The 15,572-nt window shown below is 71.2% G+C and carries 12 protein-coding genes; 7 read left to right on the top strand and 5 right to left on the bottom strand.

From position 1 onward, the window contains the following. Positions 1 to 67 precede the first annotated feature (67 nt). The gene (locus tag ACFPQ9_RS23930; RefSeq protein WP_380856740.1) at positions 68 to 496 is read left to right on the top strand and encodes a gamma-glutamylcyclotransferase family protein; all 429 of its coding nucleotides are present in this window, start codon (positions 68 to 70) and stop codon (positions 494 to 496) included. A 177-nt stretch (positions 497 to 673) separates the two neighbouring features. On the opposite strand, the gene ACFPQ9_RS23925 is transcribed toward ACFPQ9_RS23930, so the two are convergent. From ACFPQ9_RS23925 to ACFPQ9_RS23915, 3 genes are all read right to left on the bottom strand, one after another. Further along, the gene (locus ACFPQ9_RS23925) at positions 674 to 2,854 is read right to left on the bottom strand and encodes a molybdopterin oxidoreductase family protein (protein ID WP_380856737.1); all 2,181 of its coding nucleotides are present in this window, start codon (positions 2,852 to 2,854) and stop codon (positions 674 to 676) included. A gap of 185 nt (positions 2,855 to 3,039) precedes the next feature. Next, complete coding sequence (locus ACFPQ9_RS23920; RefSeq protein WP_380856734.1) at positions 3,040 to 3,336, bottom strand: hypothetical protein; 297 nt, start codon at positions 3,334 to 3,336, stop codon at positions 3,040 to 3,042. A 175-nt stretch (positions 3,337 to 3,511) separates the two neighbouring features. Continuing rightward, the gene (locus ACFPQ9_RS23915; RefSeq protein WP_380856731.1) at positions 3,512 to 4,198 is read right to left on the bottom strand and encodes a SanA/YdcF family protein; all 687 of its coding nucleotides are present in this window, start codon (positions 4,196 to 4,198) and stop codon (positions 3,512 to 3,514) included. Positions 4,199 to 4,421: 223 nt separating this feature from the next. On the opposite strand from ACFPQ9_RS23915, the gene ACFPQ9_RS23910 reads away from it, so the two are divergent. The 6 genes from ACFPQ9_RS23910 to ACFPQ9_RS23885 all read left to right on the top strand — a co-directional run bounded on the left by ACFPQ9_RS23910 (position 4,422) and on the right by ACFPQ9_RS23885 (position 12,529). Next, entirely contained in the window at positions 4,422 to 5,294 is an 873-nt protein-coding gene (locus ACFPQ9_RS23910) for a sirohydrochlorin chelatase (RefSeq protein WP_380856728.1), read from the top strand. Positions 5,295 to 5,469: 175 nt separating this feature from the next. Beyond that, positions 5,470 to 6,723, top strand: coding sequence for a deoxyguanosinetriphosphate triphosphohydrolase (locus ACFPQ9_RS23905; protein WP_380856725.1), 1,254 nt, complete (start codon positions 5,470 to 5,472; stop codon positions 6,721 to 6,723). Between the two features lie 156 nt (positions 6,724 to 6,879). Further along, positions 6,880 to 8,145, top strand: coding sequence for an NAD(P)/FAD-dependent oxidoreductase (locus ACFPQ9_RS23900; protein ID WP_380856723.1), 1,266 nt, complete (start codon positions 6,880 to 6,882; stop codon positions 8,143 to 8,145). 126 nt (positions 8,146 to 8,271) lie between these two features. Beyond that, the gene (gene dnaG / locus ACFPQ9_RS23895; RefSeq protein ID WP_380856721.1) at positions 8,272 to 10,176 is read left to right on the top strand and encodes a DNA primase; all 1,905 of its coding nucleotides are present in this window, start codon (positions 8,272 to 8,274) and stop codon (positions 10,174 to 10,176) included. A 113-nt stretch (positions 10,177 to 10,289) separates the two neighbouring features. Beyond that, on the top strand, positions 10,290 to 11,597 hold the full coding sequence (locus tag ACFPQ9_RS23890) for an RNA polymerase sigma factor (protein WP_380856719.1): 1,308 nt from the start codon (positions 10,290 to 10,292) through the stop codon (positions 11,595 to 11,597). A 182-nt stretch (positions 11,598 to 11,779) separates the two neighbouring features. Next, positions 11,780 to 12,529, top strand: coding sequence for a Crp/Fnr family transcriptional regulator (locus ACFPQ9_RS23885; protein WP_380856717.1), 750 nt, complete (start codon positions 11,780 to 11,782; stop codon positions 12,527 to 12,529). On the opposite strand, the gene ACFPQ9_RS23880 is transcribed toward ACFPQ9_RS23885, so the two are convergent. Further along, the gene (locus ACFPQ9_RS23880; protein WP_380856715.1) at positions 12,503 to 13,570 is read right to left on the bottom strand and encodes a hypothetical protein; all 1,068 of its coding nucleotides are present in this window, start codon (positions 13,568 to 13,570) and stop codon (positions 12,503 to 12,505) included. The genes ACFPQ9_RS23885 and ACFPQ9_RS23880 overlap by 27 nt on opposite strands. Beyond that, positions 13,570 to 15,522 carry a dynamin family protein gene (locus ACFPQ9_RS23875; protein WP_380856712.1) on the bottom strand — a complete coding sequence of 651 codons (1,953 nt, stop codon included), beginning with the start codon at positions 15,520 to 15,522 and terminating at the stop codon, positions 13,570 to 13,572. Before ACFPQ9_RS23875 ends, ACFPQ9_RS23880 begins: the two co-directional genes overlap by 1 nt. Positions 15,523 to 15,572 lie beyond the last annotated feature (50 nt).

Genomic DNA, 15,572 nt, shown 5'->3' with positions numbered 1-15,572 from the left:
AGGGGGCGTGAACCGGCCGTGGCCAGGGTGAATACGTGGAGGTGTGTGAGAGGAGAGAATCGTTTCCGTGACCCTCTCTCCTCGACTCCCGTTCTTCGTCTACGGCACTCTGCGACCCGGGGAGCCCAACCACGACCACTTCCTGCGGGGGCGCGTCCGCGCGGAGGAACCGGCGCGGATGGAGGGGGCGGTGCTGTACGACGGGCCGGGGTATCCGTATGTCGTCGAGGAGGTGGGCGGGGGCGGTGTCGTGTACGGCGATCTGGTCACGGCCCGGCCCGAGGAGTACGGCGCGCTGCTGACCGCCCTCGATCTGCTGGAGGAGTACGCGCCGGGTGACGCGCGGAACCTGTACGAGCGGGTTGCCCGCGAGGTGCTGCGCGATGTCGACGGAACGGCTGTGCGGGCGTGGGTGTATGTGGCCGCACCGGCCGTTGCCGCCCGGTTGCGGGCGAGGGGGCCGGTGATCGAGAGCGGGGACTGGGGACGGCGTTGAGGTCCACTGTGGGTGCCGCGATCGGTCGTTGTCCGGCTGCGGCGCCGTCGTGGCCGGTCGCGCCCACGCGGCGGAGCCGCATATCGATACAGACCCGCGCCCCTTCAGGGCGTTGGGGCCCCGTCCGCTGTGACGTACCGCCACGACCCGCCCTTCAGGGCGTTGGGGTCCGGTCCGTTATGACTGCACCGGTTCCACCCGCACCGCGCACGTCTTGAACTCCGGCATGCGTGACGTCGGGTCCAGTGCCGGGTTGGTCAGGGTGTTGGCGCGGCCCTCGCCGGGCCAGTGGAAGGGCATGAAGACGGTGTCGGGGCGGATGCCGGTCGTGATCCGGGCGGGTGCCACCGCGCGGCCCCGGCGGGAGACCACGGCCACCGGATCGCCCTCGGCCGCCCCGAGCCGCGCCGCGAGGCGGGGGTGCAGCTCCACGAACGGGCCCGGCGCGGCGGCGTTCAGCTCGTCGACGCGGCGGGTCTGGGCGCCGGACTGGTACTGGGCCACGACCCGCCCGGTGGTGAGGAGAACCGGATACTCGGCGTCGGGTTCCTCGGCGGCCGCCCGGTGCGAGACGGGGGCGAACCTCGCCCGTCCGTCCGGTGTGGCGAAGCGGTCGAGGAAGAGACGGGGGGTGCCGGGGTGCGGTGCCGCGACGGTGTCGTGGTCCTGTGCCGGGTCGTCGGGCTCCGCGTCCAGCGAGGCGTCCTCGCAGTCCCCGGCGGTGTCGTCGGCCGTCCCCGTCGCCGCCGGACACGGCCAGAACACCCCGTTCTCCTCCGCCAGCCTCCGATACGTGATCCCCGAGTAGTCGGCCGGCCCGCCCGCGCTGGCCCGCCGCAGCTCCGCGAAGACCTCCTCGGCGTCCGTCGGGAAGCCCTTCTCCAGGCCCCTCTCCCCGCCGAGCCGCGCGGCCAGCTCGTGCATGACCTCCAGGTCGCTGCGCACGCCCGGCGGCGGGGTGATCGCCCGGCGGCGCAGCAGGACCCGGCCCTCCAGGTTCGTCGTCGTGCCCGTCTCCTCCGCCCACTGCGTGACCGGCAGGACGACATCCGCGAGCTCGGCCGTCTCCGACAGCACCACGTCGCACACGGCGAGGAAATCAAGGGACTTGATGCGCTCCTCGATGTGCGCGGCACGCGGCGCCGACACCACCGGGTTGGAGCCCATCAGCAGCAGCGACCTGATGTCGGTGCCGAGCGCGTCCAGCAGTTCGTACGCGCTGCGTCCAGGGCCGGGCAGGCTGTCCGGGTCCACGCCCCACACCTCGGCGACATGGCGGCGCGCCGCCGGGTCGTCCAGCTTGCGGTAGCCGGGCAACTGGTCGGCCTTCTGACCGTGCTCGCGCCCGCCCTGCCCGTTGCCCTGCCCGGTGAGGCAGCCGTATCCGGACAGCGGCCGGCCCGCCCGCCCCGTCGCCAGGCACAGGTTGATCCAGGCGCCCACGGTGTCCGTGCCCTTGGACTGCTGCTCGGGCCCGCGCGCGGTCAGCACCATCGCGTGCTCCGGCTCGCAGAACAGCCGTACGGCCTCCCGGAGTTGGGGCACGGGCACGCCGGTGATCCGCTCCACGTACTCCGGCCAGTGCGCCATCGCGGCGGCCCGCGCGTCCTCCCAGCCGGCCGTGCGCTCCGCGACGTACTCCTCGTCGACCCGCCCCTCGGCGACGACCAGGTGCAGCAGCCCCAGGGCGAGTGCGAGGTCCGTCCCCGGGCGGGGTGCGAGGTGCAGGTCGGCCTGCTCGGCGGTCCTGGTGCGGCGCGGGTCGACGACGACGAGAGTGCCGCCGTTCTCCTTCAACTCGTTGAAGAAGCGCAGCGAGGGCGGCATCGTCTCCGCGAGGTTGGAGCCGACGAGGATGACACAGCCCGTCCTCGGGATGTCCTCCAGCGGGAACGGCAGCCCCCGGTCCAGGCCGAACGCCTTCATCCCGGCCGCGGCCGCCGACGACATGCAGAAGCGGCCGTTGTAGTCGATCTGTGAGGTGCCGAGCACGATCCGCGCGAACTTGCCGAGGCTGTACGCCTTCTCGTTCGTCAGACCGCCCCCGCCGAAGACCCCGCACGCGTCCGGGCCATGTTCCGCACGCGTGCGACCGAGGCCCTCGGCGACGCGGTCGAGCGCCTCGTCCCACGTGGCCGGCACGAGCGCGCCGCCCGACCGCACCAGCGGCGAGGTCAGACGGACGCTCGACGCGAGCACCGCGGGAGCCGTACGGCCTTTCCCGCACAGCGCTCCCCGGTTCACCGGGAAGTCCGGGCGTTCGACCACCGCGACACCCCCGTCCTGCTGGGGCGTGAGGTTCATTCCGCACTGCAGGGCGCAGTACGGGCAGTGGGTGGGCGTCGCGGAGTTCGGCATACCGTTCAGCGTGCTTCCGACGTGTTACGCGCACGGCGGCCCCCTGTTACGCGGCCGGGACGGTGACCTCCCCGCCGCCGCCCGGTCGCGGTGAGGCGCCCGGACATCAAGGAGGGCGGGAGCCGGGCCCATGGCCCCGCTCCCCCCCGTTTCAGGGATCGTCCTTGGTCAGAGGACGCCCTCGGTCAGCACTCGTACGCGTAGTACGGGACGTCGCCGGGTTCCAGGCCGATCGTCCCGATCGCGCCCGGACCGATCTGGATGCACGACGGGTCGAAACCGTCGACCTCGACGCTGGCGAAGATGGTGTACCCGCACTCGTTGTAGATGTCCGCCCAGCCGGGACCGGAGCCGACGAGGTGGGCGCAGCCCGGCTCCCTCGGCTGTCCTGCCTCGGCCGCGGAGGCGGTCCCCGCGGCTGCCGCACCGGTGATCAGTGCGACCGCCGCGGCCGTGGCGAACAGAGAGCGAAGACGAGTCATCAGATGTCCTTTCCCCCAGACGCGGCGGCGGTCCGATCCGCCGCCGCACTGGGACGGACGCTATGAGTAACCGAATGACTACGGAAAGCTCTCGCCGGGGGGATTCACGCGGTTGGCTGGCGTGCGCGCGTCAAAACCTGCGCGCGAGAGCATGGTGCACCCGTTCCGGGCGCCGCTACCGCTGCCCGGCCAGCGCTTTCGCGACCCCCGGTTCCCGTCGGCCGAGGAAGTGCGGGTCCGGCTCGAAGACGGCGTCCAGCGCCGCCTTGCCGGCCGCGAGGATCTCCCGGGTGCCGCCGTAGTACCAGGTGACGTCGTGCTTGTCCTGCACCCCGACGCCGTACGACGCCACCCCCGCCTCCTCGCACAGCGCGACCGCCCGCCGGATGTGGAAGCCCTGGCTGATCAGCACCGCCTCGTCCACGCCGAAGATCTTCCTGGCGCGGACGCAGGAGTCCCAGGTGTCGAAGCCCGCGTAGTCGCTGACGATGTGTGCGTCGGGCACACCGTGCCGGGTCAGATACGTGCGCATGGCGTCGGGTTCGTCATAGTCCTCGCGGCTGTTGTCCCCGGTGACCAGGACCACCTTGATCCGCCCCGCGCGGTACAACTCGGCGGCCGCGTCCAGCCGGTGGGCGAGATAGGGGGAGGGCTCGCCGTCCCACAGCCCGGCGCCGAAGACGACCGCCACGTCGGTGCGCGGCACATCCGCCGTGGTGCGCAACCGGTCGCCGGTGACGACGTACATCCAGGTGGCCGGAAGCAGCGCCAGTACACATCCGGCCATCACGGCCTGCACCAGCCGCCGCTGCCCGGCGCGGGTACGCGGAAGTCTCGGTCGGCCCAGCTTCGGTCGGCGCATCGGACGGTCCCTCCCCGGTCGGCACACGGCCTGTCCTCGACCTTCAGGGACGTCCCGCCGGCCGCCGCGGTTCACTCACCACAGCGTGAGCAGCTTCACTCCGGCCGATGAAACCGCAGGTAGCCCCGCCTCACACCACCCGGGTACCGCACCGTGAACCCGGTGTAAGAACCCGTCATTCCTGCGAAACGGGACGGCAACGTCCCGCCGCCACCATCGGTTCATGACGGCGTCGAACCACCTTCACGACGAGTCCACGACGGCCCACCTCGACAGTACGGCGCACCTCATGAACCGGATCAGCAGCCAGCTCGCCAGCCAGCTCAGCCTCGTCTCGCTCGACGGCAGCCGGCGCCGCCGGCCGCCCGCGCTCGTCGTCGTGGCCCACGGCAGCCGCGACCCGCGCGCCCTGAGCACCGTCCGCGCGCTCCTCGACCAGGTCCGCGCGCTGCGCCCCGGCCTGCCGGTCCACCTCGGCCACATCGAGCTGAACGAGCCCCTGCTCCCCGACACCCTCGCCGCCCTCGGCGAACGCGAGGCGATCCTCGTCCCCCTCCTCCTCGGCCGCGGCTACCACATCAAGCGGGACATCCCCGAGATGGCCGCCGAGTCACCGGTACGCGCGCGCGTGGCCGGCGCGCTCGGCCCGCACCCCTTGCTGGTGGAGGCTCTGACCGCCCGCCTCGTGGAGGCGGGCTGGCGCACCCGTATGGACGAACGGACGCGTCGGGAGAGCGCGGTGATCCTGGCAGCGGCGGGCTCCCGCGACCCCGACTCCGAACTCGACACCTCCCGCACGGCCCACCTCCTGGCCAACCGCCTGGGCGTCCCGGTGATCCCGGCCTATGCGACGACGGCAGCTCCGACGGTCCCGGACGCGCTGGCCGCGCTGGCGACCCGGGGCCGCACCAGGGTGGCGATCGCCTCGTACTTCACCGCCCCGGGCCGCTTCGCGACGGAGTGCGCGGAGAAGGCCCCATGGATAGCGTCGGCCCCCCTGGGCACCCACCCGGCCATGGCCCGCCTGCTCCTGCACCGCTACGACAGAACGGTGACAACGCCGGTCACGACAACGGTGGAACTGGCGTCGGCATAGAACGCCGGGGGAGCGTACGTGCCTCCAGGGGCGCGGGGCTGCATCGATGTGCGGCTCCGCCGCGTGGGCGCGACAAGCCACACACCACCGTCACCCGCAATCCGACACATCCCGGCAGACGAGTAGGCGAAACACAGCCCCCCGTTTGTCACTGTCTGCCTTTACTGTCGGGTGCATGTACTACGACGAGTCGGCAGTCGAACGCTGGGCAGCCGAACCCGACAAGCGCCCCGGCCGCACCGCCTTCCAACGCGACCGAGCCCGCGTACTCCATTCGGCGGCCCTGAGAAGGCTCGCGGGGAAGACCCAGGTCGTCACGCCGGGCACGCACAGCCAGGCCTGGGACCCCAGCCCCCGCACCCGCCTCACCCACTCCCTGGAGTGCGCCCAAGTCGGCAGAGAGCTGGGCGCAGCCCTCGGCTGCGACCCCGACCTCGTGGAAGCCGCCTGCCTCTCCCACGACCTCGGCCACCCCCCCTTCGGCCACAACGGCGAAGTCGCACTGAACGAGTTCGCCGAGGACTGCGGCGGCTTCGAGGGCAACGCCCAGTCCCTGAGACTCCTCACCCGCATCGAACCCAAGCGGTTCACCCCGGAGGGCTCCGTCGGCCTCAACCTCACCCGCGCCACCCTCGACGCCGCCACCAAGTACCCCTGGCCCCGCGGCGCCCACCCCGCCGACCCCAAGTCCCCGAAGTTCGGCGTCTACGAGGACGACCGGCCGGTGTTCGACTGGGTCCGTAAGGACGCCCCCGGCTCCCGCACCACCTTCGAGGCCCAGGTCATGGACTGGTCCGACGACGTGGCGTACTCCGTGCACGACGTCGAGGACGGCCTGCACGCCGGCCACATCGACCCCAACTGCCTGCACGCCGAACCCGAACGCCGCGAGGTCTTCGCCGTGGCCGTCGGCCGCTACGTCCCCGAGGACACCGACCCCGACGAACTCGCCGCCGCCCTCGACCGGCTCCAGGACGCGCCCTGGTGGCCGCACGGCTACGACGGCTCCGCCGTCGCCCAGGCCCGCCTGAAGGACGCCACCAGCCAGCTCATCGGCCGCTTCTGCCTGGCCGCCGAGAGCGCGACCCGCGCCGCGTACGGCGACGGCCGGCTCACCCGCTACGGCGCCGAGCTCGTCGTGCCCCGTCAGACCCGTATGGAGTGCGCGGTCCTCAAGGCCGTCGCCGACCGGTACGTCATGCAGCGCGCCGAGCAGGAGCGGCTCCGTGCCGACCAGCGGATCGTCGTCGCCGAACTGGCCGAGGCGCTCACCGCCCGCGCGCCGGAGGGACTGGACCCGCAGTTCCGCGCCCTGTTCGACGCGGCCGGTGACGAGCGTGCCCGCAAGCGCGTGATCGTCGACCAGATCGCGTCCCTCACGGACGCCTCGGCGCGCGCTCTGCACACCCGGCTCACCCAGCGGGCGTGAGCGCCGGTGCCGTCACCCGCGTGCGACAGGTGAGACACCGGGGGCGAACGGGCACTCGAAAGTGACCCTGCGTGGCCTGATCGGGTCACCCCCTCTTCCCGCATCACGCTGCGTGCGGGACGCTCATGTGGCGGCACCCTTACGAGGAGGCATCAAGTGGTCGACGCGGATCAGACATTCGTCATCGTCGGAGGAGGGCTCGCTGGCGCCAAGGCGGCCGAGACACTCCGCGCGGAGGGCTTCACCGGGCGGGTGATACTGATCTGCGACGAGCGCGACCACCCGTACGAGCGGCCGCCGCTGTCCAAGGGGTATCTCCTCGGCAAGGAGGAGCGAGACAGCGTTTTCGTGCACGAGCCCGCCTGGTACGCACAGAACGACATCGAGCTGCACCTCGGCCAGACCGTCGACGCCATCGACCGTACGGCGAAGACGGTGCGGTTCGGCGAGGACGGCACGGTCGTCCACTACGACAAGCTCCTGCTGGCCACCGGTGCCGAGCCGCGCCGCCTCGACATCCCGGGCACCGATCTGGCCGGCGTGCACCACCTGCGCCGCCTCGCGCACGCCGAGCGCCTCAAGGGCGTCCTGACCTCCCTAGGCCGGGACAACGGCCACATCGTGATCGCCGGCGCCGGCTGGATCGGCCTGGAGGTCGCGGCGGCGGCCCGTGAGTACGGAGCCGAGGTCACCGTCGTCGAGCACGGGCCGACGCCGCTGCACGGTGTCCTCGGACCCGAGCTGGGCGGGCTCTTCGCCGAGCTGCACCGGGAGCACGGGGTGCGGTTCCACTTCGGGCGGCAGCTGACGGAGATCGTCGGCCAGGACGGCATGGTGCTGGCCGCGCGCACCGACGACGGCGAGGAGCACCCCGCGCACGACGTCCTGGCCGCGATCGGCGCGGCCCCGCGGATCGCTCTCGCGGAGGCGGCGGGGCTCGAGATCGCCGACCGTGCGCAGGGGCGCGGCGTGGTGGTGAACGAACAGCTGCGCACCTCCGACCCCGACATCTACGCCGCCGGCGACGTGGCGTCCTTCCCGCACGCCCTGTTCGACACCCGGCTGCGGGTGGAGCACTGGGCCAACGCGCTCAACGGCGGACCGGCGGCGGCACGGGCGATGCTCGGGCGGGACGTCACCTACGACCGCGTGCCCTACTTCTTCTCCGACCAGTACGACCTGGGGATGGAGTACTCCGGCTGGGCGCCCGCCGGGTCGTACGACGAAGTCGTGATCCGGGGGGACGCCGGCAAGCGGGAGTTCATCGCGTTCTGGATGAAGGACGGCCGGGTGCTCGCCGGGATGAACGTGAACGTGTGGGACGTCACAGAGCCGATCCAGCGGATGATTCGTTCCAGGGCGCAGGTCGACACGGAGGCCCTGGCAGATCCCCATGTCTCGCTCGAGGGGCTGATCGCCTAGGCGTCTGCCGGGTTGCGCTCGTCTCGCGGGCGCGGGCCCTGTGTGGCCGGTCGCGCAGTTCCCCGCGCCCCTGCGGGGCGCCAAGCTCACCCCAGGAGTGTCAGTTCTGCCCCGTAGAATCACCGTGTGGCAGGACGGATCAACGACGAGGACGTGAAAGCGGTACGGGACGCGGTCCCGATCGACGCCGTGGTGTCCGAGTACCTCCAACTGCGCAACGCGGGCGGCGGGAACCTCAAGGGGCTGTGCCCCTTCCACGACGAGAAGTCGCCGTCCTTCCAGGTCAGCCCCAGCAAGGGGTTCTTCCACTGCTTCGGCTGCCAGGAGGGCGGCGACACCATCACGTTCGTGATGAAGGTCGACCACCTCACCTTCTCGGAGGCCGTCGAGCGGCTCGCCGCCCAGGCCGGCATCACCCTGCGCTACGAGGAGGGCGGCTACAACCCCTCCCACCAGCGCGGCGAACGCATCCGCCTGGTCGAGGCCCACAAGATCGCCGCCGACTGGTACATGGAACAGCTCGCCACCGGTGCGGAGGCCGACACCGGCCGCCAGTTCCTCGCCGAGCGCGGCTTCGACCAGTCCGCCGCCCAGCACTTCTCCGTCGGCTACAGCCCCCAGGGCTGGGACCACCTCACCCGCTATCTGCGCGGCAAGGGCTTCACCGACAAGGAGCTCCTGCTGTCCGGGCTGTCGCAGGAGGGCCGCCGCGGCCCCATCGACCGCTTCCGGGGCCGCCTCATGTGGCCCATCCGCGACATCGGCGGCGACGTCGTCGGCTTCGGCGCCCGCAAGCTGTACGAGGCGGACAACGGCCCGAAGTACCTCAACACCCCCGAGACGGCGATCTACAAGAAGTCCCACGTCCTCTACGGCATCGACCTCGCCAAGAAGGACATCGCCAAGGCGTCCCGCGCGGTCGTCGTCGAGGGCTACACCGACGTCATGGCCTGCCACCTCGCCGGCGTCACCACGGCCATCGCGACCTGCGGCACCGCCTTCGGCGGCGACCACATCAAGATCCTGCGCCGACTGCTGATGGACAACGGCTCGGCCCGCGTCATCTTCACCTTCGACGGCGACGCGGCCGGCCAGAAGGCGGCTCTGCGCGCCTTCGAGGACGACCAGAAGTTCGCGGCGGAGACCTACATCGCCATCGCGCCCGACGGCATGGACCCCTGCGAACTGCGCCTCGCCAAGGGCGACGAGGCCGTCGCCGACCTGGTCGAACCCCGCACCCCGCTGTTCGAGTTCGCGCTGCGCCAGATCGTCGTCCGCTACGACCTCGACACCCCGGCGGGCCGCGCCGCCGCCCTGGACGAGGCCGCGCCCATCGTCGCCCGCATCAAGAACAGCGGCGCCCAGCACGAGGTCGCGGTCCAGCTCGCCGGCATGCTCGGCATCCTGGACACCCAGTTCGTGGTCAAGCGGGTGGCCCAGCTGGCGCGCTGGGCGCGCGAGCGCGGCGGCCGGGGCCAGGCGCCCACGTCCCGCGGCGGGCAGCAGCCGTACGACGCCGCGCCCGCCCCCCGCACCTCCGGCCCCGCCCTGACCCTGCGCAACCCCGTCTACGCCACCGAACGCGAGCTGCTCAAACTCGCCCTCCAGCGGCCCGAGTTGGTCTCCCCGGCGTTCGACGCGTACGGCGTCGACGAGTTCACCGCCGCCCCCTACGCCGCCGTACGCCAGGCGATCATGGACGCGGGCGGCGCGGAGTACGGCATCCAGGACGCACAGGAGTACCTGGTCCGCGTCCGGGACGCGGCACCCGACGACCAGGTCCGCGCGATGGTCACCGAGCTGGCCGTCGAGGCGATCATGCGCAGGACCGTCGACGAGAACTACGCCGGCGAGCAGCTCGTCACCGTCCGCCGTCGCGCGGTGGAGCGCCGGGTACGCGACGTACAGAGCCAGCTCACCCGTCTCGGCGCGGGCGGCGACCCGGCCCAACTGGCCTCCGTGCAGAACGAACTGTGGGTGCTGCAGCAGTACGACCAGGCATTGCGCGGGCACGGCGCGGCAGCGCTCTGACCGTCCCGGCCGTTCCCCGTACGACGGGGTAACCGGGCGGTCACGGCCCGATTGCAAAAAGTCACCGCACGCCCCTCGTGGCGGCGATGTGTCGTACTCCACACTGGGTTCCGGTGCCTGAGTCCTCGGAGCGCGGCCGATCCGTTCCCCACGGGTCCCACACCCCCGCGGTTCCGCTCATCGCGTACGGGACGGACAGCGGCGAGGCCGCCGACTCCGCCCTCGAAGCAGCGCTGCCGTACGCCTCGGCAGCGATCATCCTGGAGGTCGCCCCCGTGCAGACCCAGACCCTCATCCAGACCGACACCGGTACGGACGGCACGGCCGCGGACGCGGAGACCGACGTTCTCGTCGCGGTGCCGCCGCAGGACCGTGTCGTGCACCACCCGGAGGCGGAACCCGATACCTCGCCCGAGCCGACGGAGCCGCCGGCCGAGGCGCTGGCCACCGCCGAGACCGCCGAGCCGGTCGAGACACCGCTGCCGGCCCGTGCCCGCGCCGACAACAGCGGTCCCTCCTCGGACCTGTTCCGCCAGTACCTGCGGGAGATCGGCCGCATCCCGCTGCTCACGGCGGCCGAGGAGGTCGAACTCGCCCGCCGTGTCGAGGCCGGCCTGTTCGCCGAGGAGAAGCTCGGCAGCACCCCCGACCTGGACAGCCAGCTCGCCCTGGACCTGGACCGGCTGGTCGTCATGGGCCGGATGGCCAAGCGGCGGCTCATCGAGGCGAACCTGCGGCTCGTGGTCTCGGTCGCCAAACGGTACGTCGGGCGCGGCCTGACCATGCTCGACCTCGTCCAGGAGGGCAACCTGGGCCTGATCCGGGCCGTCGAGAAGTTCGACTACGCCCGCGGCTACAAGTTCTCGACGTACGCCACCTGGTGGATCCGTCAGGCCATGTCGCGCGCCCTCGCCGACCAGGCCCGCACCATCCGGGTCCCGGTCCATGTCGTCGAGCTGATCAACCGGGTGGTCCGCGTCCAGCGCCGCATGCTCCAGGAGCGTGGCTACGAACCGACGCCGGACGAGGTCGCCGACCATCTCGACCTCCCGCCCGAGCGCGTCAGCGAGGTCCTGCGCCTCGCCCAGGAACCGGTGTCGCTGCACGCGCCCGTGGGTGAGGAGGACGACGTCGCCCTCGGCGACCTGATCGAGGACGGTGACGCGACGTCGCCGGTCGAGTCGGCGGCGTTCCTGCTCCTGCGCGAACACCTCGAAGCGGTCCTGTCGACCCTCGGCGAACGCGAACGCAAGGTCGTCCAACTCCGCTACGGCCTCGCCGACGGCCGCCCCCGGACGCTGGAGGAGATAGGTCGCATCTTCGGCGTGACACGGGAACGCATCCGACAGATCGAGTCGAAGACGCTCAACAAGCTCAGGGACCATGCATTCGCCGATCAATTGAGGGGCTATCTGGACTGACGTGATCCGGAGCCATGTATGAGCCATGCACTGACGACGACCCCGCCCTTCCTTCCGGGTGGGGTCGTCTGCATTGAAATGCGCAAATAAGCAAATATGCGGCTAGGGCGGCGGTGGGCATCGGAGAATAAGAATTCAGACGCTATGTCTGAAACGAACGGCAGTTCAAGGGGGGCTCGTTCATGGCGTCAAGCGCCACGCGCACTGCATCTGCCCAATCCGCCCTGAAACCGGAGAGCAATCCCTGGCCGACCACCAGCCTGCTGGGCGAGCTGTCGGCACCGACACGCGACCACCTGATCACTCTGGGGCGACGAACGCACTTCACCGGCGGCGAGCGGCTGCTGCGCGAGGGGGAGAGAGGCTCGCACGTATTCCTGCTGCTGAGCGGCTGGTTCAAGGTGCTGGCCATGACGGAGGACAACCGTGAGGCGCTGCTGGCGGTCCGGGCCGGCGGCGACATAGTCGGCGAACTCGCGTGCTTCGACGCCCAGCCCCGTGTCGCCACGGTCGTGGCGTCCGGCGCGGGCGTCGCCAAACGGATCAGCAGCCAGGAATTCCTCGCCTTTCTGGCGCTCTACGACGATGCCGCCCAGGCCGTGATGCGCGCCGTGGCCGGAAAGCTCCGCTGGGCGACCCGGCGACGGCAGGAATTCGGCAGCTGCGCGGTGGTGACGCGGGTGGCCCGCGTCCTCGGGGAACTCGCCCGGGTGTACGGCCGGGCGGGGGAGAACGGCATCGCGATAGGGGTGGCCCTCACACAACCCGAACTGGCCGAGCTGGTCGGGGCCTCCGAGCCGAGTGTGCACCGGGTGTTACGGTCCCTGCGCGAGCAGGCGGTCATCGAAACGGGGTACCGGCGGATTCTGGTACGGGACGTGTCCGAGCTCAGCAGGATCGCCGGATCAGTGCCCGCCGTCGTGGAAATCTGAGAAGTGATGATGGCCCACGTCATGTGAGTGGAACGGGTCGGCGTGCGGGTCACCGGCGGCCGGGTGGTAAGGGTCGGCGTGGTGCGGATCGGGGTGATAGGGATCCGGGTGGTACGGGTCCGGATGGTACGGGTCCGGGTGATGCCCGTCGTCCGGGCCGTACGCGTCGGAGTGGTGCGGGTCCGATGCGGGCGGGTCCGATGGGTGCGGGTCCGTGTGGTGCCCCCCGGACCCGTCGTCCGGGCCGTCGAATTCGTCGTCATCCGCCGCGGTCGCCGCTTGCGTCGCCGGTTCTCCGCTCCCGCCCCCAGCCAGTACCCATTCCCGCAGCGTCCCGCTGTTCCAGATCACGGTCGCCGCGAGATGCGCTGCCCCCAGCGCCGGGACCACGAAATCCCGCATGGCGGCACGGCCCGGCGAGTGGCCCCAGATCACCTGTTCCGGCCCCAGATCCCTGGCCGGGGCCGACCTGGGCACATGCAGCCAGGCCCTTGCGGCGAAGTCCTTCTCCTGGAGGACCACGTCGATACGGCGGAACTCGGCGGCGGACAGCCCGAGTGCCTGAGGGAGGATCACATCCCGGTAGATGCCGTCCGAGACGGCGAGCGCCAGGTCGCTCTCGGTGTCGGCCGCGAGCGCGTCCCGCACCGGCGCGGAGTCGATCAGCCGGTTCACCAGCACCACACAGTCACCCAGGTAACCCCGGTCGGCGCGCGAGATCGCTCCCTGGCCGAGGCCGGCCCGCATCCGGAGCCGGCCGAAGCGGCCGGGCGCCCGGTTGGCCTGGTAGAGGCCGTCGCGCAGCCCGAGAACCAGCGCCGGGACGGCCCGCACCACGTCGACGCCCGCCGGGAAGACGACCAGTTGGCCGTCTCCCTGGAGCTGCTGCTGCGCACGGACCCGCGGGACACGGGCCCGGCGCAGCGCATGCTCGACCACGAGCCTGAGCCGGTACTGGGCGTCCTGCTGCTCGGGGTAGGAGTGGCGGCTGTAGTGGCGGAGGTCCACGGCCAGGCACAGCCGCCTGCGGTACCGGGCCATCACAACCTCACCAGCTCGTCCACCAGATCGTCGAGGTCCTCGCCGGTGCGCCGCACCTGCTGATCCAGCTGCTCGAGTTCGCTGCGGCGCCGGCCGACGGCCTCGGCACCCTGTTCCCGTGTCTCCTGGGCCGTCGCCACACTGCGGGTCAGCTCCTCGATACGGGAGGACAGCCCGCTGTTGATGGACTCCGTGAGAGGCCGCATCGTCTCGTTGGTGAAGGACTTGGCGGCCGAGCGCGCCTGCTTGGGGGCCTCCAGCCTGATCTGGGTGGCCATCTCCCGGCCGACGGCCTCCCGCATCTTGGTCTCCAGCCGGCCACCCGCCATGTTGCTCTGCACGATGCCCTGGATGACCAGACCGGCGATCAGGGTGGGCAGTCCGAACGGGGTGAACAGCCACACCATGGCGATGGCCATGGTCGGCAACAGCGCGCGCAGTGCCTCCTTGACGCCGAACTGCGCCCCCACCATGCCGCCGGCCACCCCGCCGAGGACGAAGCCGCCGACCCCGGCCAGGAATCGTGCGAGCGGCGGCTCCTGCTGACGCTCACCGGCCGCGGCGGCGCCAGTCACTCCGGTGAGGTCGACCCGCAGCTGGTCGAGGCGGGCCTCGAAGGAGCCCAGCTCCGCGTTCAACCGCTCGGCGAGCTTCTCCAGATCCTGGACGATCACCGGTTCCAGTGACCCGGACACCCACTGGGCCACCTTCTCCTCGATCCTCTTCGCGGTGCCGGCGGCGATCTCCCCGGCGACCTGCTCCACGCGCTCCTTGAGCTTGAGGGGGTTCATACCGAGCTTGGTGGTGAGGGGGACGTCGCCGGCGACGACCGGGGCCTCGTCCGCGACGGCCGCCAGGAAGCCGCCGAGCAGGTTCTCCACCCGTTCCTGGAGCATCCGGGTCTGGTTGTCGACGTCCATGGTGATCTGCCGGGCCTGGGCCTGGAGTTCGCGCAGCGGCTGCTGGGCACTCTCCCAGCGGCGCTCCAGCTCTCCGGTCCGTGAGTCGAGCATCGCGAGCTCGTGCGGGATGTTGCGGTCCAGTTCACGGGCGAGACCACGCAGGGCACGGGCCGGGGCGAGAACCTTGACCTTGTGCCGCTCGGTGGCCAGATAGCGTTCGAGCGCGCTCTCCAGAGCGGCCACGCCCGAAGAGTCGTAGGCGGCGGTGTCCCCGGCGATCCTGGCGCGCAGCGCCGTCTTGCCGTCCACGAAGAAGAAGCGGCCCTCGTCGCGCTCCTCCCCGCGCAGAGCGGTGATGCGGTGGCGGGCGGCCGCCGTGACCTCGCCGCGCTCGTGGTCGTCGATGGCGTCGAAGTAGGTGAAGACGAAGAACGGGTCGTACGCCTCCAGATAGGAGCTCAGGAACTGTGTCTCGTCCATGCTCATGGGGGCGATGGCGTGCTGGAGGAAGATCACCGCGTCGGCCTTGCGGAGGTAGCCGAGGGTGATCTCGTCGCGGCTCTCGTGGTCGTTGAGGCCGGGCGAGTCGACCAGCACCACGTTGTTGCGGCACAGCTCCAGCGGCCAGATGACCTCGGCCTTGACATAGGGGTTGCGCTGGTCGTGCGCCTTGTTGTTGACGGTGATGAGCTCGACGAGCCGCTCGGGGGCGACGGACTCCGGGGAGACGGCGTCCTCCTTCCACAGCTGGGCCGCCGGGGCGTCACCGAACTTGACCTCGGTGATGACCGCGGTGGCCGGCACCGCCTTGACCGGCAGCACCTGGGCTCCCAGCAGGGCGTTGACGAACGTGGACTTGCCGCGTTTGAAGTCGCCGACCACCATCACGTAGAAGGCGTCGGTGTCCATTCGGTCCAGGATGTCGGACACCAGGCTCTCCGCTCCGGTGTCGCCGATCTGTTCGGCGATCTTGCCGAGTTGGCGGCAGATCCCGGTCAGCCGCAGGCGCTGTGCCGCCGCGGCGGCGTACCCGCCCTCTTCCGTGCTCATGGTCCGTACGTCCTCTCTGTTCGGAGCTGAAGCTGGTGAGTCCGGGGTAC

The sequence above is a fragment of the Streptomyces coerulescens genome, assembly GCF_042657965.1.
GTDB lineage: Bacteria > Actinomycetota > Actinomycetes > Streptomycetales > Streptomycetaceae > Streptomyces > Streptomyces coerulescens.
Note: the sequence above shows the minus strand (reverse complement) of the source record. Positions and strands in the feature narration are given on the sequence as shown.